The 21,089-nt window shown below is 64.7% G+C and carries 16 protein-coding genes, 2 tRNA genes and 1 pseudogene; 16 read left to right on the forward strand and 3 right to left on the reverse strand.

Features of this window, described 5'->3' with window-relative positions; genetic code table 11:
- Nucleotides 1–5: 5 nt before the first annotated feature.
- From AC628_RS08805 to AC628_RS08815, 3 genes are read left to right on the forward strand one after another with little or no spacing between them, the layout of a single operon-like run.
- Nucleotides 6–1,211 carry an amino acid ABC transporter permease gene (locus AC628_RS08805; protein WP_074126436.1) on the forward strand — a complete coding sequence of 402 codons (1,206 nt, stop codon included), beginning with the start codon at nucleotides 6–8 and terminating at the stop codon, nucleotides 1,209–1,211.
- A complete protein-coding gene (locus AC628_RS08810) occupies nucleotides 1,208–2,728 on the forward strand; it encodes an amino acid ABC transporter permease (protein WP_074126438.1) in 1,521 nt (506 codons plus the stop codon). Before AC628_RS08805 ends, AC628_RS08810 begins: the two co-directional genes overlap by 4 nt.
- Nucleotides 2,729–2,739: 11 nt before the next feature.
- Complete coding sequence (locus tag AC628_RS08815) at nucleotides 2,740–3,480, forward strand: amino acid ABC transporter ATP-binding protein (protein ID WP_074126441.1); 741 nt, start codon at nucleotides 2,740–2,742, stop codon at nucleotides 3,478–3,480.
- Nucleotides 3,481–3,590: 110 nt separating this feature from the next.
- Here AC628_RS08815 and AC628_RS08820 read toward each other — a convergent pair whose 3' ends face one another.
- Nucleotides 3,591–4,625 carry a cysteine synthase A gene (locus tag AC628_RS08820; RefSeq protein ID WP_074126443.1) on the reverse strand — a complete coding sequence of 345 codons (1,035 nt, stop codon included), beginning with the start codon at nucleotides 4,623–4,625 and terminating at the stop codon, nucleotides 3,591–3,593.
- A gap of 518 nt (nucleotides 4,626–5,143) precedes the next feature.
- Here AC628_RS08820 and AC628_RS08825 point away from each other — a divergent pair.
- The 6 genes from AC628_RS08825 to AC628_RS08850 all read left to right on the forward strand — a co-directional run bounded on the left by AC628_RS08825 (nucleotide 5,144) and on the right by AC628_RS08850 (nucleotide 15,270).
- The gene (locus tag AC628_RS08825; protein WP_245321097.1) at nucleotides 5,144–6,667 is read left to right on the forward strand and encodes an efflux transporter outer membrane subunit; all 1,524 of its coding nucleotides are present in this window, start codon (nucleotides 5,144–5,146) and stop codon (nucleotides 6,665–6,667) included.
- Nucleotides 6,657–8,102 carry an efflux RND transporter periplasmic adaptor subunit gene (locus AC628_RS08830; protein ID WP_074126445.1) on the forward strand — a complete coding sequence of 482 codons (1,446 nt, stop codon included), beginning with the start codon at nucleotides 6,657–6,659 and terminating at the stop codon, nucleotides 8,100–8,102. The genes AC628_RS08825 and AC628_RS08830 overlap by 11 nt, the downstream gene beginning before the upstream one ends.
- A gap of 48 nt (nucleotides 8,103–8,150) precedes the next feature.
- Nucleotides 8,151–11,279, forward strand: coding sequence for an efflux RND transporter permease subunit (locus tag AC628_RS08835; RefSeq protein WP_074126448.1), 3,129 nt, complete (start codon nucleotides 8,151–8,153; stop codon nucleotides 11,277–11,279).
- Entirely contained in the window at nucleotides 11,276–14,380 is a 3,105-nt protein-coding gene (locus tag AC628_RS08840) for an efflux RND transporter permease subunit (protein WP_074126450.1), read from the forward strand. Before AC628_RS08835 ends, AC628_RS08840 begins: the two co-directional genes overlap by 4 nt.
- A 35-nt stretch (nucleotides 14,381–14,415) precedes the next feature.
- The gene (locus AC628_RS08845; protein ID WP_074126453.1) at nucleotides 14,416–15,141 is read left to right on the forward strand and encodes a tRNA-uridine aminocarboxypropyltransferase; all 726 of its coding nucleotides are present in this window, start codon (nucleotides 14,416–14,418) and stop codon (nucleotides 15,139–15,141) included.
- A 55-nt stretch (nucleotides 15,142–15,196) separates the two neighbouring features.
- Nucleotides 15,197–15,270 (forward strand) — tRNA-Cys (locus AC628_RS08850).
- Between the two features lie 43 nt (nucleotides 15,271–15,313).
- Here the strand turns inward: AC628_RS08850 and AC628_RS08855 are convergent.
- Nucleotides 15,314–15,496 carry a hypothetical protein gene (locus AC628_RS08855; RefSeq protein ID WP_024584196.1) on the reverse strand — a complete coding sequence of 61 codons (183 nt, stop codon included), beginning with the start codon at nucleotides 15,494–15,496 and terminating at the stop codon, nucleotides 15,314–15,316.
- 409 nt (nucleotides 15,497–15,905) lie between these two features.
- Nucleotides 15,906–16,550, reverse strand: coding sequence for a TetR/AcrR family transcriptional regulator (locus tag AC628_RS08860; RefSeq protein ID WP_074126456.1), 645 nt, complete (start codon nucleotides 16,548–16,550; stop codon nucleotides 15,906–15,908).
- Between the two features lie 94 nt (nucleotides 16,551–16,644).
- Between AC628_RS08860 and AC628_RS08865 the strand changes: the two genes are divergently transcribed.
- The 7 genes and pseudogenes from AC628_RS08865 to AC628_RS43820 form a co-directional block, all read left to right on the forward strand.
- Nucleotides 16,645–17,130 carry an anthrone oxygenase family protein gene (locus AC628_RS08865; protein WP_074126458.1) on the forward strand — a complete coding sequence of 162 codons (486 nt, stop codon included), beginning with the start codon at nucleotides 16,645–16,647 and terminating at the stop codon, nucleotides 17,128–17,130.
- A 255-nt stretch (nucleotides 17,131–17,385) separates the two neighbouring features.
- Nucleotides 17,386–17,547 carry a hypothetical protein gene (locus AC628_RS45190; RefSeq protein ID WP_245321098.1) on the forward strand — a complete coding sequence of 54 codons (162 nt, stop codon included), beginning with the start codon at nucleotides 17,386–17,388 and terminating at the stop codon, nucleotides 17,545–17,547.
- A gap of 249 nt (nucleotides 17,548–17,796) precedes the next feature.
- Nucleotides 17,797–17,871: transfer RNA gene (locus tag AC628_RS08875), tRNA-Asn, on the forward strand.
- A gap of 134 nt (nucleotides 17,872–18,005) precedes the next feature.
- Nucleotides 18,006–18,185 carry a hypothetical protein gene (locus AC628_RS08880; RefSeq protein ID WP_050419688.1) on the forward strand — a complete coding sequence of 60 codons (180 nt, stop codon included), beginning with the start codon at nucleotides 18,006–18,008 and terminating at the stop codon, nucleotides 18,183–18,185.
- A 121-nt stretch (nucleotides 18,186–18,306) separates the two neighbouring features.
- Nucleotides 18,307–18,972, forward strand: a complete 666-nt coding sequence (locus tag AC628_RS08885; protein WP_074126460.1) for a protein-L-isoaspartate O-methyltransferase family protein — start codon at nucleotides 18,307–18,309, stop codon at nucleotides 18,970–18,972.
- Nucleotides 18,973–19,188: 216 nt separating this feature from the next.
- Nucleotides 19,189–20,571 carry a TolC family outer membrane protein gene (locus AC628_RS08890; RefSeq protein ID WP_074126463.1) on the forward strand — a complete coding sequence of 461 codons (1,383 nt, stop codon included), beginning with the start codon at nucleotides 19,189–19,191 and terminating at the stop codon, nucleotides 20,569–20,571.
- Nucleotides 20,572–20,906: 335 nt separating this feature from the next.
- A pseudogene (locus AC628_RS43820) lies at nucleotides 20,907–21,089 on the forward strand (DUF2497 domain-containing protein); the annotation flags it as partial.

A 21,089-nucleotide genomic window follows, 5' to 3' on the forward strand; every position in this document is an offset into this window, starting at 1 on the left:
CCGCGATGAGCATCGCGCCCCGCAAACCACCGCTGCAATTTGCCCTCAGGCTGAAGCGTGCGCTTGGCGGCAAGACCGGCTGGAATGGGTTGGCCGCCCAGATTGCCTTCGCCGCGATCCTGGCCTGGATCGCCTATGAGATCGTGGCGAATGCGCGGACGAACCTGGAGACCCAGCACATTGCGTCGGGATTCGGCTTCCTCAATTACAATGCGGGCTTTGACGTCAATCAGAGCCTGATCGCCTACAACAATTCCGACACCTACTGGCGGGTGTTCTTCGTCGGCTTGTTGAATACGATCCTGGTCTCGGTGATCGGCATCGTGTTCGCGACCGTGATCGGCTTCATCGTGGCGCTGTGCCGGTTGTCGCCGAACTGGCTGCTGTCGCGGATCGGCGGCATCTATGTCGAGATCATCAGGAACTTGCCGGTCTTGTTCCAGATCCTGTTCTGGTACCTAGCAGTGCTCGCGGCGTTGCCGGCGCCGCGGCAGAGCATCTCGATCTTCAATACGTTCTTCCTCAACAATCGCGGCCTGGTCGTGCCGCAGCTGGTCACCGAGCCGGGGCTCTATCCGTTCATCGCCGCGCTCGCGGTCGGCATCGTCTTGGCGCTGGGATTACGACGCTACGCGCGGCGTGCCCTGTTCCAGCGCGGGCAGATGATCCGGATCTGGCCCTATGTGCTGGGTTGTCTCGTCGGTCTGCCGCTGGTCTCGATGCTGATCTTCGGCGCGCCGTTGAAGTTCGAGCTTCCGCAGCTGAAAGGTTTCAACTTCGCGGGCGGCGCGCGGATCATCCCCGAATTCGTGGCGCTGACGGTCGCGTTGTCGACCTACACCGCGGCTTTCATCGCCGAGATCGTCCGCGCCGGCGTCATGTCGGTCCACAGGGGACAGATGGAGGCGGGTTCGTCGCTCGGCCTCAGCCGCGCCGCGACGCTGCGGCTGATCGTGGTGCCGCAGGCGATGCGCGTCATCGTGCCGCCGCTGACCAGCCAGTACCTCAATCTCACCAAGAATTCGTCGCTGGCGGTGGCGATCGGCTATCCGGACCTGGTCTCGGTGTTCGCCGGCACCGCGGTGAGCCAGACCGGGCAGGCGATCGAGATCATCGCGATGACGATGGGCGTCTACCTGCTGCTCTCGCTGACGACGAGCGCGCTGATGAGCGTCTATGGCTGGCGCATCAACCGGAGCATGGCGGCATGAACGATCTGTCCGCCTCGCCCTTTGTCCGGCAGGATCTGGTCGCCGAACGTGCGGCGCCGGCGACGACCACCGGCTTCATCGGCTTCCTGCGCATGCGGCTGCTGAATTCGCCGGGCAACATCCTGCTCACGACCCTTGGGCTATTGCTCGCCTGGTACATCGTTGTCCCGACGATCAAGTTCCTGCTGGTCGACGCAGTCTGGACCGGCAGTGATCGCACCGCTTGCCTCGCCGAGAAGGCGGGGCACGGGGTCGGCGCCTGCTGGCCCTATATTGAGGCCAAGCTGACGCAACTGATCTATGGCTTCTATCCCGAAGCCCAGCGCTGGCGGGTCAATCTGACCTATGGGCTCGGCGCCGCGCTGTTGCTGCCGCTGTTGATGCCGCGCCTGCCGGCCAAAGGCCTGAACTCCGGCCTGTTCTTCTTCGCGTTTCCTGTGGTGGCGTTCTTCCTGCTGCATGGCGGCGGCATCGCCGGCTTCGGCGTGAGCTGGACCGCCAGCCTGTTGCAGCTGTTCGAACAGAGCATTGGCGGCGCCGGCGATCTGCTGGTCAATCTCAGCAAGAGTTCTGCGATCGCCCCGCTGCCTTGGGCACTGGGCAAGGTGCTCGTCCTGGTCGGCTTTCTGATCCATTGGCTGATCTTTCCGCTGACCGGGCTGCGCGACCAGTTGCAGCTCTCGTCGGTGCCGGTCTGGGGCGATTTCTTGGTCACCGCCGTGATCGTCTCCGCCGTGCTGTTTGTGCTCGGCGGCGGCATGCGGAGCGGACGCAGAGCGCTGATCGCCAGCCTGCTGACGTTTGCCGGGATCGCCGCCGGCATCAAGCTGATGGGGCTCGATCGCGGCGGCTTTCCCATCGTCGACACCCGGCTGTGGGGCGGCCTCCTGGTGACGCTGGTGATCGCGATCACCGGCATCGTCGCCTCGATGCCGATCGGGATTGCGCTCGCGCTCGGCCGCCGCTCGAGCATCCCGCTGATCCGGATCTTCTCGATCGCCTTCATCGAATTCTGGCGCGGCGTGCCGCTGATCACGGTGCTGTTCTTTGCGACCTACATGCTGCCGCTGTTCGTGCCGGGCAATTTCGCCGTCGACGGCCTGCTGCGCGCCCTGATCGGCGTCGCGATCTTTACCGGCGCCTATATGGCGGAGGTGATCAGGGGCGGGCTCGCTGCGGTGGCGCGCGGGCAGGCGGAAGCCGCATCGGCGCTCGGCCTGTCCTGGTGGAAGACGACGTCGCTGATCGTGCTGCCGCAGGCGCTGCGCTACGTCATTCCCGGCATCGTCAACAGCTTCATCTCGCTGTTCAAGGATACTTCGCTGGTGTCGATCGTGGCGCTGTTCGATCTGTTGGGTTCGCTGCGGGCGTCGTTCTCGGACCCGAACTGGTCGACGCCGACGACGGCCTTTACCGGCTTCGCGTTTGCCGGAATGATCTATTTCGTGTTCTGCTTTGGAATGTCGCGCTACTCGCTGTTCGTCGAAAATCGGCTCAACGCTCATCGCCGCCACTGAACAAGGTCACCATGTCCACAAACCCGATCGTCAACATTTCCACGCTCAACAAATGGTACGGCGACTTCCACGTGTTGCGCGACATCAACCTTGAGGTCGGCAAGGGCGAGCGCATCGTGATCTGCGGCCCGTCCGGATCGGGCAAGTCGACCCTGATCCGCTGCATCAACGCGCTGGAGGAGTTCCAGGAGGGCGAGATCGTGGTCGACGGCATCGAGCTCGGCCCGAACCTGCGCCGGGTCGACGAGGTGCGGCGCGAGGTCGGCATGGTGTTCCAGAGCTTCAACCTGTTCCCGCATCTGACCGTGCTGGACAATTGCACGCTGGCGCCGATCTGGGTGCGCAACATCCCGAAGAAGGATGCCGAGGCGACCGCAATGAAGTTCCTCGAGCGGGTCAAGATCCCGCATCAGGCCAACAAGTTCCCCGGCCAGATGTCGGGCGGTCAGCAGCAGCGCGTCGCGATCGCCCGCGCGCTGACCATGAACCCGAAGGTGATGCTGTTCGACGAGCCGACCTCGGCGCTCGATCCGGAAATGGTCAAGGAGGTGCTCGACACCATGGTCGATCTCGCCAGGGAGGGCATGACCATGCTGGTCGTGACTCACGAAATGGGCTTCGCCCGCGAGGTCGCCAACCGCGTCGTGTTCATGGACGCCGGTCAGATCATCGAGTCGAACACGCCGCAGGAATTCTTCGCCAACCCGCAGCATGCGCGGTCGAAGCTGTTCCTGAGCCAGATCTTGCGGTGATTGTTGCAGTCATTCCGGGGCGATGCGTAAGAATCGAACCCGGACTCTCGAGATTCCGGGTCTGGTGCTGACGCACCATCCCGGAATGACGAGGCTCGTTCGCAACTAGACTATACGAACGGCAGCTCGATCTTGCTGCGCTTTTCCAGCCATTCCGGGACCGGCAGATTCTTCGAACGCATGAAGGCCGGGTTGAACAGCTTGGACTGATAGCGGTTGCCGGAATCGGCGAGGATGGTGACGATGGTCTTGCCGGGGCCGAGCTGCTTGGCAAGCTGGATCGCGCCGGCGATGTTGACGCCGGTCGAGCCGCCGAGGCACAGGCCTTCGTGCTCCAGCAGCTCATAGATGATGGTCACGGCGTCCTCGTCGGAGACCAGGAACGCGTCGTCGACATTCGCGGTCTCGACAACCGGCGTCTTGCGTCCGAGGCCGATGCCTTCCGTGATCGAGTCGCCGGGCGTCGATTTGACCTGGCCGTTCTTGAACAGTTCGTACATCGCAAAGCCATGCGGATCGGCGCAGGCGGTGACGATGTCCTTGTTCTTTTCCTTCAGATAGCGGCTGATGCCGGCGAGCGTGCCGCCGGTGCCGACCGAGCAGATGAAGCCGTCGACCTTGCCGTTGGTCTGCTGCCAGATCTCGGGCCCGGTCGAGTCGTAATGCGCCTTGGGATTGTCGAGGTTGTTCCACTGGTCGGCGAACAGCACGCCGTTCGGCTCGGTCTTGCGCAGCTGATCGGCGAGACGCCTGCCGAGGTGCTGATAGTTGTTCGGATTGGAATAGGGCAGCGCCGGCGCCTCGACCAGCTCGGCGCCGCACAGCCGCAGCATGTCCTTCTTTTCCTGGCTCTGCGTCTCCGGAATGACGATCAGGGTGCGGTAGCCGCGCGCACTCGCCACGACCGCAAGCCCGATGCCGGTATTGCCCGCGGTCGATTCGACCACCAGGCCACCGGGCTTCAGATCGCCGCGCTTTTCGGCCTCCAGGATCATCCCCTTGCCGGCACGATCCTTGACCGACTGGCCGGGATTCATGAATTCGGCCTTGCCGAGAATGGTGCAACCGGTCAGTTCGGATGCACGTTTCAGCTTGATGAGGGGGGTGTTGCCGATTGCTTCAATGACGTCTTTGTTGAATGCCATGTCGGGGAATTTCTTTGCCGGTCTGTGTCTTGCTTGCCGCGAACCTAGTGTGCTGATCGAAAAAGGGAAGGGCTATTGCACTGCGGCAAATGGCGGGTTCACCACGCATCACCGCGTGCGCATGGCCATCACGGGCATGCGGAGAACAGCGTTTTTCGGCGGTCGGGACGTCCGGCAGAATCGTTCCGCTACCGGCAGTTTTGCGTCAGTCGCCGCGAGGGCGTCGCTGCGCCGGCGCATGTTGCGGATTCGGCGCCACAGGGCCGAGAAATCCCCATGAAATCTTTGTTAGAATCGAGACTTCCGGCACGGGTCTGAAACGCGCGGAAATGCCGCAAAAATAGGGAAAAGCCCGCAATCAGGGTGGCCTCGAATCGCTTGCGATGCGACGTCGCGCATTCGTGACAGGGGCTGTCCGCTCTATTGTCCCAAGGGTAGGATGGGACAGTCAGGTTCCATTGAAAGCATTAACCCGTGTACGTCACCCAGACCACCGCTGAACGCGTCGCTCGTACGCCATGGGCGAAGTCTGGCTCCGGCGGAGAACGGGTGTGACCCAGCAAGCATCCGTGACGGTGCCCAGAGGCCGGTTCGGCCTCACCGTCCGCGTGCGGCGGCTGGCGGGACGCTCGCTCATCGCGCTCGGCCTGGTCGCGGGCTCGGCCGGCTGCATTCTGACCCAGGACATCCCTGATCCGGCGCTCGACGTACCGCAGGGCTATAAGGCCGCGCGGCTTGGCCGATCGGGCGACGCGCTTCCGACGCTCGACTGGTGGCGCGGCTTCCGCTCCAAGGAACTGACGCAGCTGATGGAGGAGGCGCAGACCGTCAACCTCGACATCGCGGCGGCCGTGGCGCGCTTCCGCCAGGCCGACGCGCTGGCGCGGCAGGCCGGTGCGGCGCTGCTGCCGACCCTCAATCTCAACGGATCGGAGACCTACTCGCGCACCTCCGGCTCGAGCGCCAGCGGCCTCACCAATGGCGGGCGCGAGGTGGTGAACTACAATGCCTCGCTCAGCGCCAGCTACCAGCTCGACTTCTGGGGCCAGAATCGCGACGCCGCGCAGGCGGCGGAGGAGACCGCCGTCGCCAACCGGTTCGACCGCGAGGTGGTGGCGCTGACCACGCTCACCAGCGTCGCCAACGCCTATTTCACGGTGCTTGCCACCCAGGACCGGTTGCGCACCGCGCAGCGCAATATCGCCAGCGCCGAGCGCATCCTCAACGCGATCAAGGACCGCTTCAAGGCCGGCACCGGCTCCGATCTCGACGTCGCGCAGCAGGAGAGTGTGCTGGCGAACCAGCGTGCGCTGGTGCCGCCGCTGCGGCAGACGCTCGACCAGAACATCAACGCGCTCGCGGTGCTGGTGTCGCGGCCGCCGGAAAGCGTGCGCGTCGTTGGCGGCTCGCTCAACTCGGTTGCGATCCCGCGCGTCATGCCGGGGCTGCCGTCCGAATTGCTCACCCAGCGTCCCGATATCCGCCGGCAGGAGGCACAGCTCGCATCCGCCACCGCCAATGTCGGCAGCGCGCGGGCGCAGTTCTTCCCGAGCATCCAGCTGACCGGGACGGGCGGCTACCAGAGCCAGGCGCTGGTCTCGCTGTTCCAGCCCCATGCGGCGTTCTTCAACCTGGTCGGCAGCATGACGCAGCCGATCTTCGACGGCGGCCGGATCCTCGGCAATTTCGAAAACGCGAAGGCGAAGCAGGACGAGCTACTGCAGACCTACCGCAAGACGGTCGTGCAATCTTTCACCGATGTCGACAACGCGCTGGTCGCGATCCGCGAGACAACGCGGCGGCTGCAGCTGCAGCGCGACGTGCTGTCGTCGTCGCGGCGCGCCTTCGATCTGGCCGAGCAGCAGCTCAAGGCCGGCACCGCCGACATCGTAACTGTGCTAAACACGCAGCTGACTTTGTTCCAGGCGGAAGATGCTTATTCGCAGGCCCAACTGGCCCGGCTTTTGGCGATCGTAAGCCTGTATCAGGCCTTGGGGGGCGGCTGGGAACCGAAGATGGAAAGACCGGTCGATGCTCTTTAAGCCCGACTCCAAGGAAAACGACAGGGACGACGAGAAAAGCACTACGCCGCGCAAGCGGAGCCTCCTCTCGCGCCTGCTTGGGCGCATGGTGTCGCTGCTCATCACGCTCGTGATCCTGGGCGGGCTCGGCTATCTCGGCTGGCTCGCCTTCCAGCCCAAGCCAAATGGAGGCGGCGGGCGCGGCGCGGGCGCGCGGCCCGACCTGCCGGTGCCGGTGCTCGCGGCCACACCGCAGGTACATGACGTGCCGGTCTATCTCGACGGCGTCGGCTCGGTGAGGGCGCTTAACACGGTCACCGTTCGCTCGCAGGTCGACGGCAAGCTGCTCAAGGTCAATTTCGTCGAGGGCCAGGACGTCAAGAAGGACGAGGTGCTCGGCGAGATCGATCCAGCGATCTATCAGGCGCAATACGATCAGGCGGTGGCCACGAAGGCCAAGGACGAAGCGCTGCTCGCCAACCAGAAGATCGACCTTGCCCGCTATGAGCAACTCGCTGCCACCAATGCGGGCTCCAAGCAGCAGGCCGACACGCAGCGCGCGCTGGTCGCGCAGCAGCAGGCCATCATCAAGGCCGACCAGGCCCAGATCGACAATGCGCGCACCACGCTCGGCTATACCAAGATCGTCGCTCCAATCGCGGGGCGCGCCGGCCTGCGCCAGGTCGACCAGGGCAACATCATCCACGCCTCCGACACCACCGGGCTCGTGATCCTGACCCAGCTGCAGCCGATCGCGGTGTGGTTCAGCCTGCCGCAGCAGCAGATCATGCGGGTCAACGCCGCGGCCGCCAAAGGCCAGCTCGCGGTCGACGTGTTCGGCAATGACGGTGTCACCGTGATCGATACCGGCAAGCTGACCGGCATCGACAACCAGGTCGATCCGACCACCGGCACGCTGAAGCTGAAGGCTGAGCTCCCGAATGCCAGCTATCAGCTCTGGCCCGGGCAGTTCGTCAATGTGCGGCTCAAGGTCGAGACCCTGCCGCAGGCGATCGTGGTGCCGACCTCGGCGGTGCAGCGCGGTCCGGCCGGCACGTTCAGCTATGTGATCGGCGCCGATAACGTCGTCACCGCCAAGCCGGTCACGGTCACGCAGCAGAACGAGCATGAAGCCGTCATCGCCAGCGGCCTGACCACGTCCGACCGCGTCGTCACGACGGGCTTCGCCAATCTCGCCGACGGCGCCAAGGTCATCGTTGGCAAGGACGACGGGCCACCGGCAGCCGATCTCGCGCCGCGCAAGCGCAGCCGCAGTCCCGACGGCAAAACCGGGGGCCAGGGCAAAGACGGCAAGCAGGACGGGCAGGGCAAGAACGGCGAGCACAACGGGCGGCGCGAGCACAGCGAAGGTGACCAGAAGGGGCAGACCGGACCGGCACCCGCGCCGGCGGCAGGGGGCGAACAGTCGGGTGGCGCGCCGAAGGCGCAGCCATGACCGGCATCCCGACCTCGTAATGTCCGACCTTAAAGCGAGAACGCAACCATGAGCGTCTCCGAACCGTTCATCCGCCGGCCGATCGCCACCTCGCTGCTCGGCATCGCCCTGATGATCGGCGGCGCGCTCGGCTATTGGGCGCTGCCGGTCTCGGCGCTGCCGCAGGTCGACTTTCCGACCGTGCAGGTGACGACGCAGCTGCCCGGCGCGAGCCCCGACGTGGTGGCCTCGTTGATCACGGCACCGCTGGAGCGGCAGCTCGGGCAAATCCCGTCGCTGTCGTCGATGAACTCGACGAGCTCGTTCGGCGTCAGCCAGATCTCGCTGCAGTTCGACCTCAACCGCGACATCGACGGCGCCACCCAGGACGTGCAGGCCGCGATCAACGCCGCCGCCGGCATCCTGCCGAAGACGCTGCCGTACCCGCCTGTCTATGCCAAGGTGAACCCGGCGGACGCACCGGTCATGACCCTGGCGCTGACCTCGGACACGATCTCGCTGCGGGCGATGAGCGATCTCGCCGACACCATCCTGGGCCAACGGCTGAGCCAGATTTCCGGCGTCGGCCGGGTCTCGATCCTTGGCGGCCTCAAGCCGGCGGTGCGCGTGCAGGCCGATCTCGCGCGGCTTGCGGCCTACGGCATCGCGATGGAGGATTTGCGCAGCGCGATCGCCGGCGCCAACGTCTCGGGACCGAAGGGCTCGCTCGACGGCGCCCAGCAATCCTACACCATCGCCGCCAACGACCAGATCGCAGCGGCCGATGCCTACCGGCCGATCATCATCGCCTACCGCAACGGCTCGCCGGTCACGATCGGCGACGTCGCGCAGATCGTGGACGGGCTGGAGAACGACCGTACCGGCGGCTGGTACCAGGGCACACCGGCGGTCATCATCGACATCCAGCGCCAGCCCGGCGCCAACGTCATCGACGTCGTCAAGCAGATCCGCGGCGAAATCCCGCGGCTGCAGCGCTCGGTGCCGGCCGGTGTCAAGCTGACGATCGTCTCCGACCGCACGGTGACGATCCGCGCCTCGGTCCGCGATGTGCAGTTCACGCTGATCCTGAGCGTCGTGCTGGTGACGCTGGTGGTGCTGTTGTTCCTGCGGTCGCTGCGCGCGACCCTGATCGCCGGCGTCGCGTTGCCGCTGTCGCTGATCACGAGCTTCGGCATCATGTATTTCGCCGGCTTCAGCCTCGACAATCTGTCGCTGATGGCGCTGACCATCGGAACCGGTTTCGTGGTCGACGACGCCATCGTCATGATCGAGAACATCGTCCGCCACATGGAAGACGGCGAGACGGTGATGGAGGCCTCGCTCAAGGGCGCCAGCGAAATCGGCTTCACCGTGATCTCGCTGACGGTGTCGCTGATCGCGGTGTTCATTCCGCTGTTGTTCATGTCCGGCCTGGTCGGCCGCATGTTCCGCGAATTCGCGCTGACCTTGACGATCGCGGTCGTAACCTCGGCGATCGTCTCGCTGACGCTGACGCCGATGATGTGCTCGCGGCTGCTCAAGAACATCCACGAGGAGACGGCGGTCCCGGGCCTCGCCGCGGTCAGCCGCTTCATCGACCGTATGGTGGAGTTCTACCATCGGACGCTGCTCTGGGTGCTGCAGCGCCAGCGCGCGACGCTGCTGGTGACGTTCGCGACCATCGCGCTGACGCTGATCATGTATGTGCTGGCGCCGAAGGGCTTTCTGCCGTTGCAGGACACCTCCTCGATCACGGCGGTGACCGAAGCCGGCCCCGACGTCTCGTTCGCCGAGATGCAGCGGCGGCAGAGCGCGGTCTCCGACATCATCAAGGCCGACCCCGACGTGGTCGGCGTGGTCTCGGTGATCGGCTCGGGTTCGGTCAATCCGACCACCAATGTCGGCCGCCTGGTGATGACCCTGAAGCCGCTCGACCAGCGGCACGACGGCGTCGTCAACGTGATCGAGCGGTTGAAGCAGAAGATATCGACGGTCCCCGGCATGACCGTCTACTTCCAGCCGGTGCAGGACGTGCAGATCTCGACCCAGTCGAGCCGCTCGCAATACCAGTACACGCTGACCGCGACCGATGCCGCCGAAGTCTCGCAATGGGCCCGGAAGCTGGTCGCCGAGATGCGGCGCGATCCGATCTTCCGCGACGTCTCCTCGGAGGCGCAGGACGGCGGCTTGCGCGCGGCGCTCGACATCAACCGCCAGCGCGCCGGCCAGCTCGGCGTCAATCTTCAGGGCGTCACCGACACGCTGAACGACGCCTTCGCGCAGCGGCAGATCTCGACGATCTACGGCCAGGCCAACCAGTACCGCGTGGTGCTGGAGGCGCTGCCGATGTATCAGCGCGACCCGTCGATCCTCGACAAGCTCTATCTGCCCGGCGCGAACGGCGCGCAGGTGCCGTTGTCGGCGGTGGCGACGCTGGTCCGCACCACGGCGCCGCTCGCGATCTCGCACCAGGCGCAATTCCCGTCGGTTTCGCTCAGCTTCAACCTGGCGCCCGGGGAGGCGCTGGGCGATGCGGTCGTCGCGGTCAAGGCGATCGAGAGCAGGATCGGGATGCCCGGCAGCATCGTCGGGATCTATTCCGGCGACGCCGCCGAGTTTGCGCGCTCGCTTGCCGGGCAGCCCTGGCTGATCCTGGCCGCGATCATCACGATCTACATCGTGCTCGGCGTGCTTTACGAGAGCTACATCCACCCGATCACCATCCTGTCGACGCTGCCCTCGGCTGGCGTCGGCGCCATCCTCGCCTTGATGCTGTGCGGCCAGGACCTGTCGGTGATCGGCCTGATCGGCATCATCCTGTTGATGGGCATCGTCAAGAAGAACGCCATCATGATGATCGACTTCGCGCTGGAGGCCGAGCGCCATCAGGGCATGTCGTCCTATGACGCCATCGTGCAGGCCTGCCTGCTGCGATTCCGGCCGATCATGATGACGACGCTGGCCGCACTGTTCGGCGCGCTGCCGCTCGCGATCGAAAGCGGCACCGGCGCCGAGCTGCGCTTCCCGCTCGGCATCTCGATCATCGGCGGCCTGCTGCTCAGCCAGCTGCTGACGCTCTACACCACGCCGGTGATCTATCTGGCGCTCGACCGGCTCAACCGGCGGATCGAGCGGGCCGTGCCGGAGCCAGGTCCCAGCGGCCCGCCGATCGCGGGCGCCACCGAGGGCATGCAGTGATCTCGATCTCGGAGCCCTTCATCCGCCGGCCGGTGGGCACCACCTTGCTGGCGATCGGGCTGTTCCTGGTCGGGATCGTCGCCTACGAGTTCCTGCCGGTGTCGTCGGTCCCGAACGTCGACTTCCCGACCATCCGGGTGTCGGCGTCACGGCCCGGCGCCGATCCCTCCGTGATGGCTTCGACCGTCGCAGCGCCGCTGGAGCGCAAGCTCGGTACTATCTCAGGCGTCGACCAGATCACCTCGACGAGCTCGCTCGGCGTCACCAGCATCCAGGTGCAGTTCTCGATCGGCCGCGACATCGACCGCGCCGCACGCGACGTGCAGGCCGCGATCAATGCTTCGCTCGCCGATCTGCCGAGCGACCTGCCGTCGCTGCCCAAGTTCCGCAAGGCCAATCCGGCCGCGGCACCCGTGTTCGTGCTGGCGCTGACCTCGAAGACGATCTCGACCAGCGCGATGTACGACGTCGCCGACACCGTGCTGGCGCAGCGCATCTCGCAGGTGCCTGGGGTCGGCGAGGTCACCGTCAGCGGCGCCGACCAGCCGGCGGTGCGCATCGCGCTCAATCCGGTGTCGCTGGCCAATGCCGGGATCGCGACCGACGACGTCCGGCTCGCGATCATCAATGCCAATCCGCTCGGCCCGGTCGGCATCTTCAACGGCGACCGGCAGAGTGAGACGCTGTCGATCAACAAGCAGATGCGCACCGCGGCCGAGTTCCGCGACATCCTCATCAAGAGCTCGAACGGCAATTTCGTCCGCCTCTCTGACGTCGCCGAGGTCGAGGATTCCGTCCGCAACTCGCGCTCGATCGCCTGGTTCAACAAGCAGCCGGCGGTGCTGATCCAGATCACCAAGCAGGGCGATGCCAACGTCATCGACACCGTCGACAACGTCCGCCGGCTGCTGCCGGACTTGAGGAAGTGGATCCCGGCCGGCGTCGAGATCTCGACCCTGGTCGATCGCACCGGAACCATCCGCGCCAGCGTCGAGGACATGCAGTTCACGCTGCTGGCGACCGCCATGCTCGTGATGGTCGTGGTGTTCGTGTTCCTGCGCCGGATCGTGCCGACGATCGCGGCCGGCGTCTCGGTGCCGCTGGCGCTGGCCGGCACCTGCGCCGGGATGTGGCTCGCCGGCTTCTCGATCGACAATCTGTCGCTGATGGCGCTCGCGATCTCGGTCGGCTTCGTGGTCGACGACGCCATCGTGATGATCGAGAACATGTACCGCAACCTCGAGCAGGGCATGGCGCCGTATCCGGCGGCGGTCGAGGGCGCCAAGCAGATCGGCTTCACCGTGCTGTCGATCTCGCTGTCGCTGATCGCGGCCTTTACGCCGCTGATCTTCATGGACGGCATCGTCGGCCGGCTGCTGCGGGAGTTCTCGCTGACCCTGACGTTTGCCATCATCGTGTCGACCCTGGTGTCGGTGACGATCACGCCGATGATCTGCGCGCACTACATCAAGGAGGCGACCTCGGAGCACGCCACCTGGTACGACCGCGCCATCGAAGGGACGCTGTCGCGGGTCGTGGCGTTCTATGCGTCGACCCTGCGCATCGTGCTCGGCTATCCCTTCCTGACCCTGGTCGTGTTCTTCGCCACCGTCGCGCTGACGGTGACGCTCTACATCAAGACGCCGAAGGGCTATTTCCCGACCGACGACAGCGGATTCGTGATCGGTTCAACACGGGCCTCGGCCGATATCTCGTTCCAGTCGATGCTCCAGCTGCAGCAGCGGCTCGCCGACATCGTGATGGCCGACCCCGCGGTCGCCGGCATCGGCTCGTCGGTCGGCTCCGGCGGCGGTCCGGGCGGCGCCACCTCCAACCGCGGTACCATGTTCATCAGCCTGAAGCCGCCGGAGGAGCGGACAGGCCTATCGACCGCCCAGGTGATCGACCGGCTGCGCCGCAACCTGTTCATGGTGCCCGGCATCCGCCTGTTCATGTTCGCCGCGCAGGACATCCGCACCGGCGGCCGGCAGAGCGATTCCGACTACCAGTACACGCTCGCCTCGACCGATCTCGATCTGTTGCAGAAATGGGCGCCGCTCATCGCCAAGCGCATGGAGACCGTGGAGGGCATCACCGACGTGTCCTCCGACCGCGATCCCGGCGGCCTGCAGCTCAACCTCGTGATCGACCGCAAGATCGCCTCCAGCCTCGGCGTCCGGGTGCAGGACATCGACAACGCGCTCAACAACGCCTTCTCGCAGCGGCAAATCTCTTACATCTACACCCAGCGCAACCAATACGTGGTGGTGCTCGAGATCGATCCGAAGTTCCAGAGCGATCCGTCGAATCTCGAGCGCATCTATGTCGCCGGCGCCAATGACGTGCAGGTGCCGCTGTCGGCGCTGGTGCACTACCAGCGCGGACTGTCGGCGCTGGCGGTCTATCACTCCGGCGGCTTCCCCTCGACCACGGTGTCGTTCAACCTGTTACCGGACGTGCCGCTGGAGGTCGCGACCACGAACATCCAGCAGGCGGTCAATGAGCTGCACATGCCCGAGGGCATCCGCGGCAGCTTCGACGGCAATGCCGGCGACTTCAACAAGACCAGCGGGCGACAGCCGCTGTTGATCCTCGGCGCGCTGATCGCGATGTATATCGTGCTCGGCGTGCTCTATGAGAGCCTCGCGCATCCGATCACGATCATCTCGACACTGCCGTCGGCCGGCCTCGGCGCCCTGCTGGCGTTGCAGGTGACCAACACACCGCTGACGGTGATCGCCTTCGTCGGCATCATCCTCCTGATCGGCATCGTCAAGAAGAACGGCATCATGATGGTCGACTTCGCGCTCGAGGCCGAACGGCATCAGGGCCTGTCGTCGCGGGATGCGATTTTCGAGGCCTGCCGGGCTCGCTTCCGCCCGATCCTGATGACGACGATGGCGGCGCTGTTTGCCGGCATTCCGCTGGTCATTGCGACCGGCCCGGGCACCGAGCTGCGGCGGCCGCTCGGCATCACGATCATCGGCGGCCTGTTCGTGTCGCAGATCCTGACGCTCTACACCACGCCGGTGATCTACCTCTTGATCGACCGGCTGCGCCAGCGCCGCGAGCCGTCAGGCGCGCACGCGCCGGCGGAATAGTTTGAATTGCGCCGTCGTGAGCGTATAGCGAAGCGATGTCCGAACCGACCGAAGTCAAACCCGACGTTATCGCCGAGATCGAGGATTGCGCGCATTGCGGCAAGCCGCTGCCGCTGTGCATCTGCGACAGCGTCACGCCGATCGAAAGCCGCATCCAGCTGTTGATCCTGATCCATCCGCAGGAGCAGGACAGGGCGCTCGGCACCGCGCGGCTGTTGGCGCGGCATTTCGAGAACGCCGTGGTGCGGATTGGATTGTCGTGGCCGAGCCTTGCCAAGGCGCTCGGCCGGCCGGTGCCCGACCCGTCGCGCTGGGCGGTGCTCTATCTTGGCTCGGCCAAGGTCGAGGACCTCGAGACCGCTGCCGAGATCGTCGCCATCAACCGCAAGGGCGAGCTCGAGCCGCATCAGCGCGCGATCCTGTCCAACATCGAGGGCATCGTGCTGCTCGACGGCACCTGGAGCCAGGCCAAAGCGCTGTGGTGGCGCAATGCCTGGATGCTGAAGTGCCAGCGGGTGATTCTCGGGCCGAAACGCCCCTCGCTGTACGGAAAGCTGCGCCGGGAACCGCGGCGCGACGGTTTGTCCACCATCGAGGCGGCCGCGATCCTGCTGGCCGGGCTGCAGAAGCGGCCCGATATCGCCGCAACGTTAACTGACAGTTTCGAGCGGATGCTGGCGAGATTCCGCGAAGTACAGGCAAAAATGCCGGAATTGGCTCCAAAACCCAAGAAACGGGACTACCGGAGGCACCGGCGTTAGCTGTTGGGCTTGGTTGCCTATCTGAGAGAGGGCGTATATGAAGTGCGCCCCAAGGGGCCACGTGGCGGAGTGGTTACGCAACGGTCTGCAAAACCGTGTACACCAGTTCAATTCTGGTCGTGGCCTCCACTCATCTCATCAATGGCTTGCAGCCGACGAATGAGAAGCCGCCTTAGCTCGCGGCGTACCAACCTTCAGGAAACGGAATCAGCGGCCACGGCGCCTGGTTGTCATTGGCAGCGCGCGGCGGCGGCTGAATGCGGGGCGAGGGTTGGGCCACGAAATCCTCCTGAGCAATAGGCGCGATCGCCGTACGCACGGCGTCCAGCAGCAGATCAAATTCGACTTCGCTCATCGCGCTCTCCGAGGTTCGAGAGCGCAATGGTCGCAAAACTGTCTTCGGTCCGGATTGAGCGATTCGTTCGAATTTTATGAAAAGAACGATGGCGCCCTGTTTGGTTAATAAGTCGCTGATGACCCCGTCAGGAACCTAGGTCGGCACGGCCGCACCTCGTGTGGGACAAATCACATCCTGCGAAAAACTCTTTCCGGAATTTCCGGCAGTATTCATAGCCGTCAAATATCGCAGGAATTTTAGGAAGACGTGACAATGAAGGCAAGCAGTCCGCAGTGTTGCCTATCGCGCGTTTCATCGATCCTCGGCCCTCGCTGACTTCGTTCGCCAGAGCCGGGCAGCGCCGCTCTACGCCCGATGCCTATCGCCCCTGCGCGGCGGAAATTCCCCGAGGCCGGTGCGAATGTGGTCAAGCCAGCCCGGCGAGGTCATTCGGCAGCATGGTCTTGAATTGCATCAGCACCTGCCGCGCCTTTTTCGGCGGCAGCGTGATCGCGTGGCGTACGGCGGCAGCGATCAGCGTCATCGTCAGTGCTGAGAAGGTGGCGAGGGTGGCAGCCGGCACGCCCGGCGCAACCCGCCGGATCGCGTCGGATAACAGACCGGAAAGCACGGCCATGTCGTCGGCATCGAGCTTCTGCAGGCCGCGGTCAGCCTGCGTCGCCTGCCAGATGTCGCGCACGACCGGCTCGCGCATGAACATCTCGTAGTAGCTGTCGACGATCCGGCACAGCGCCGGATGCAGGTCGCGCGGGGCCGTGACGGCAGCCAGATCGCGCCTGACACAATCGCGTCCGACGGCGTTGTGCCGTTCCGCCAGCGTGCCGATGATCGCGGCCTTGTCCGGAAAATATTGATAGAGCGAGCCGAATGCGACGCCGCTGCGTTCGACGATGTCGCTCATCCGGAAGGCCTCGCTGCCCTTTTCCGCCATGATCTCGGTTGCGCAGGCGAGGATGCGCTCGAACCGCTCGCGGCTGCGCTGCTGCGTCGGCGCAAGCCGCGCCAGCCCGGGCAGGGGGGCCACCACGGGCGCGGCCTTTCGTCTCGCCACCTTCTGTCTCCTTCGAAATCGGGTTGACGTCTCTAATACGAGAGTTTATCGCATTTTACAAATACGAGGGATTCTCGCATTCGGAGGTGGAGCGATGCGCAATACCCTGACCTCGGGCTTGCTGTGGTTTTCCGCGCTCGGCTGCGGCCTGCTTGCCGGGCTCTATTTCGCATTCTCGACATTCGTGATGACCGCGCTCGGCCGCATCGACCAGGCCGCCGGAATCTCGGCGATGAACGCGATCAATGTCGACATCGTGCGTTCGCTGTTTATGCCGGTCTTCCTCGGCACCACGCTGTCCTGCGCCGTGCTGGTCGTGCTCGGTGCACTCAGATGGCAGGATCCGGGCGCCATTGCGATGATCTGCGGCGGCGGCCTCTATGTCCTCGGGATGTTCGTCGTCACTGCCGTCTTCAACGTGCCGCTGAACGACCAACTCGCGGCGGCCGATCCCGCGAGCACGGCGACTGCGCCGCTCTGGGCGCGCTATCTGACCGACTGGACCTTCTGGAACCACGTGCGGACCGTCGCTTCGCTCGCGGCGACCGCGCTGTTCATCGTCGCCATCGTTGCGCGGTGATTGGAACGGAGAAGGCTCTGGCAGAGCGCTCCGCATTTTGTGCACGATTTGTACTCATCCGGCGCGATCGCCAAGGAGGTGCCGCCGCACAGGCGTCGAGCGCTTCGCCCGTGTCCGCGGCCGACAACCGCGACGTCTCCGTCGTCAACGAGACCGGATACGCCATCAAGTTTCTCGGCTTCAACGGCCCCGATGACGGCCTGGACGAATCGGAGAACGAACTCGAGGGCACGCTGAAGAATCAGGACATGGCCTATGTCGAGTTCGGCGACGACGAAGGCTGCGTGGAACATCAAGGTCGACTGGGCCAACTACAACGAGTCAGTGCTGTGGAAGAACGTCAACCTCTGCAAGCTCAACGTGCCGAGGCTGGGCTACGACCCCGGCACCAAGACCACCTCGTTCATCGCGGAATGACATCAAGGGGGCGGGTCCCGGCCGGGAATCACGGCGCCGCGGTAATCCGCGCCATTGGTCCATCCCGGCCGCCGGCGCCGAGAACGGGACAATCGGGACAGACCTGCATTGCCCCGGGACGCCGGCAAACCCTTGCATTGCAGCGGTTTACCGTCCTGCGCTAAAGTTTCGCCGAAGCCCCATTTGGTTCTTTGCAAGCCCGAAAGGCTTTGTTATACGCTGCCCGCTCGCGAACACTTGTTCGCCTGTTCCTCGGTAGCTCAGCGGTAGAGCATTCGACTGTTAATCGAATGGTCGCTGGTTCGAATCCAGCCCGGGGAGCCAGCTTTGCTGGCCCACCAACATCGCCATACACAATCACAAGCACGTGGTCCGCAACACGCGAACCAAAAAACGTCGTCAAATCGACTCAATAACTGTCGACACTTCGTCGTGCCGGGTCTTGAGAGGTGATTTTGATGGCCATTAACCTGATCGACCTGTCGATGCCGCAGCCGACGCTTGTTCCGCATGATGCTCCCGTCATCAGCGACGATGAGTGTGTCCGCCGGCTCGCGAGGGCCGTCGAGGAGCATGATTCCGAGCATCTCGATGAAGTGGCTCGCCTGATCGGCCGGCTTGCGGTCACGATCGAATAGAGCGCGCCCCGGAGCATCCCGCACGCCAACGGCGTGTTGCGTTTTGGCGGAGCTTGTTCCAAAAGATGGCCCTGTTCTAGCTTCTCCAGCGGCAATGCCGCGACTTGCAGGGTCCCCGCCAATGACCGGTTTTTCGACCGCGCGCCAGTACATGGTCGATGGTCAGGTGCGTCCGAGCGACGTGACCGATGATCGTATTCTCGAAGCCATGCTGACCGTGCCGCGTGAAGTGTTCGTGCCGGCCAGCAAGCAGGCGCTCGCCTATCTGGACCTCGATCTCGATGTCGCCGAGGGCGGCGCGGCCAAGCGCTGCCTGATCACGCCGGCGCTGCTCGCCAGGATGCTGCAGGCCGCCGAGATCAAGGCCACCGACCGCGTCCTGGTCGTCGGCTGTGCCACCGGCTACGCCGCCGCGATCGTGGCGCGCTTTGCCGCGCAGGTCAGCGCCACCGAGAGCGATCCGGCGCTTGCCGCGAAAGCGACCGCAGCGTTCGCCCAGCTCGGGATCCAGAATGTGACCGTCAAGACCGCAGCTTCCGCGGACGGTGATGCCGCGGGTGCGCCATATGACGTCATCGTCCTCAATGGTGCGACCGAGATCCTCCCGACCGGCCTGTTTGGCCAGCTCAAGGAGGGAGGGCGGCTGGTCGGGGTGTTTGGCCTGACGCCGCCGCCGCGCGCCACCCTCGTGACGCACTCCCACGGGGATTTCGGACATCGCGAGCTGTTCGACGCCACGGCCCCGGTGCTGCCCGGACTGGAACGGCTTCCCGCCTTCGTCTTCTGACCTGACCGCTACCGCGCTGCGCCACCTGATAAAATCCCGTTCTGAATCAGAAGTGTGGCCCGTTTGCCCCATGTGAAGAGTTTCCGCCATGTTCCGTTGCGGGGTAGTTCCGTTACCCTTAGCTGCGGACTAAGGTGAGGCGGGACTCACTTCGTCTGAAGCGACCGCCGGAACTGACTTGTGGAGACGGCGACTACAATGATTGGATTACCGGGGATGCGAGGGGTGAAGGCTATCACCGCGGCTGCGACTGCCGCCCTTCTGTTGGCGGAGCTGGGCCCAGTGCCTGCGCTCGCCGAAACTATCGAGTCCGCGCTGGTGCGGTCCTACCAGAACAATCCCCAGCTGAACGCGCAACGTGCGTTGGTGCGGTCGACAGACGAAAACGTTCCGCAGGCACTCTCGGGTTACCGTCCGAAGGTCTCGCTGACCGCAACGGCCGGCGGACAATACACCGATGAGCAGTTGGCGCCGGGAAGCGCGGCTTTGTCCGGCGTGAGCCGGCAGCGCACCGTTGGCATCACCGCCAGCCAGTCGCTCTTCAACGCGCAGAACGCTCCCAGAGTACGCCAGGCCGAAAGCCAGGTGTCGTCGGCACGTGAAGGTTTGCGAGCGCTCGAGCAGTCGGTGCTCCTGAGCGCGGCCACGATCTATATGGACTATCTCCGCGACGCGGCAATCGTCGAGGTCCAGCGCAGCAACACGCGCGTGCTGGAACAGACGCTGAAGCAGACCCAGGACCGCTTCAACGTCGGCGAGGTGACGCGCACGGACGTTGCGCAGTCTGAGGCCCAACTCGCAGCCGGCAGAACCCAGCAGCTCACCGCGGAATCGAATCTGACGACGACGCGATCGAACTACCGCCGCATCATCGGCGTCGAGCCGCAGAATCCCGCGCCGGGCTCGCCGGTCGACCGGTTCCTGCCGTCGTCGCTCTCGGCTGCTGTCGAACTCAGTCTGACCCAGAATCCGAACGTCACCGCCGCGATGTACGGCGTCGACGTCAACTTCCTGCAGACCAAGGTTGCCGAAGGCGCGCTGTTGCCGACGGTTGGGCTGCAGGCGTCGGTCAGCCAGGGCTACGAAACGCAGTTGACCGTGTACCGCCTCTTCAACGCCTCGGTCGGCGTTCAACTGTCGCTGCCGATCTACCAGGGCGGCGCTGAATACTCGCTGATCCGCCAGTCCAAGGAATCGCTGGCGCAGCAGCGCCTGGTGCTGGACCAGACCAGGGATCAGGCGCGCGCCAACGTCGTTACCGCCTGGGGCCAACTGGTCGCCGGCAAGTCGCAGGTGGCATCGGCGCAGGCGCAGGTGACCGCGTCGGAAATCGCGCTGAACGGCGTGCGCGAAGAGGCCAAGGCCGGCCAGCGCACCACGCTCGACGTGCTCAACGCGCAGCAGGCGCTCGTCAACGCGCGCAATGCGCTCGTCACTGCGCAGCACGACCGCGTCGTCGCTTCCTACAATGTGCTGAACTATATCGGCCGCTTGTCGCCGCAGGTGATGGGTCTTTCGACCAACATCTATGATCCGAGCGTGCACTACCAGCAGGTTCGCGACAATTGGGCCGGCGTTCGTACACCCGACGGCCGCTAAACACCTTCACTTCATCATCGCTTGTCGCGCCATGTTTGTGGTTCTGAGTTAATCAGGACCACAAACGGGCGCGTTTGCTTGCAATCGATAATTGGCCTGACATACCGTTTTGTCGGGCAGCAAGGCGATTCGCGGCGAGCCGGCGTAGCGTGATGACAGGTGCGACGCCACCTGTGATCACGCTGCATTGGGCGACACGAAGCTTGCAGAAAGGCCTCGGGCGGGCGTGATCTGGGGACAAGTCGGGCGGGAGCAATGAAAATCTCCGCCCGCATCATCGGAACCGGCGAATCCTCTCGGGCTTGATGTAAAATAGTTTCGATGTGGAGTCGGAGATGACGCAACCTGCGAAGGTCCAAGAACCCTCGATGGAGGAGATCCTGGCGTCGATCCGTCGCATCATTGCCGACGACGAGGCAAAGCCGGGTGCGGGCGAGAAGCCGGCTGCTGCTGCTCCGCCGCCGAAGGCCGACCCCGCGCCACCACCGGCAGCCAAGCCCGCGATGAAGAGCCCGCCG

It is taken from the genome of Bradyrhizobium sp. NAS96.2 (assembly GCF_001908235.1).
Lineage (GTDB): Bacteria > Pseudomonadota > Alphaproteobacteria > Rhizobiales > Xanthobacteraceae > Bradyrhizobium.

Coding starts and splice junctions, on each gene's coding strand:
- AC628_RS08810 (WP_074126438.1), top strand. CDS start 1,208: ATGAACGATCTGTCCGCCTCGCCCTTTGTCCGGCAGGATCTGGTCGCC.
- AC628_RS08845 (WP_074126453.1), top strand. CDS start 14,416: ATGTCCGAACCGACCGAAGTCAAACCCGACGTTATCGCCGAGATCGAG.
- AC628_RS08820 (WP_074126443.1), bottom strand. CDS start 4,625: ATGGCATTCAACAAAGACGTCATTGAAGCAATCGGCAACACCCCCCTC.
- AC628_RS45190 (WP_245321098.1), top strand. CDS start 17,386: ATGTCGAGTTCGGCGACGACGAAGGCTGCGTGGAACATCAAGGTCGAC.
- AC628_RS08855 (WP_024584196.1), bottom strand. CDS start 15,496: ATGAGCGAAGTCGAATTTGATCTGCTGCTGGACGCCGTGCGTACGGCG.
- AC628_RS08815 (WP_074126441.1), top strand. CDS start 2,740: ATGTCCACAAACCCGATCGTCAACATTTCCACGCTCAACAAATGGTAC.
- AC628_RS08805 (WP_074126436.1), top strand. CDS start 6: ATGAGCATCGCGCCCCGCAAACCACCGCTGCAATTTGCCCTCAGGCTG.
- AC628_RS08865 (WP_074126458.1), top strand. CDS start 16,645: ATGCGCAATACCCTGACCTCGGGCTTGCTGTGGTTTTCCGCGCTCGGC.
- AC628_RS08825 (WP_245321097.1), top strand. CDS start 5,144: ATGGGCGAAGTCTGGCTCCGGCGGAGAACGGGTGTGACCCAGCAAGCA.
- AC628_RS08835 (WP_074126448.1), top strand. CDS start 8,151: ATGAGCGTCTCCGAACCGTTCATCCGCCGGCCGATCGCCACCTCGCTG.
- AC628_RS08885 (WP_074126460.1), top strand. CDS start 18,307: ATGACCGGTTTTTCGACCGCGCGCCAGTACATGGTCGATGGTCAGGTG.
- AC628_RS08880 (WP_050419688.1), top strand. CDS start 18,006: ATGGCCATTAACCTGATCGACCTGTCGATGCCGCAGCCGACGCTTGTT.
- AC628_RS08890 (WP_074126463.1), top strand. CDS start 19,189: ATGCGAGGGGTGAAGGCTATCACCGCGGCTGCGACTGCCGCCCTTCTG.
- AC628_RS08830 (WP_074126445.1), top strand. CDS start 6,657: ATGCTCTTTAAGCCCGACTCCAAGGAAAACGACAGGGACGACGAGAAA.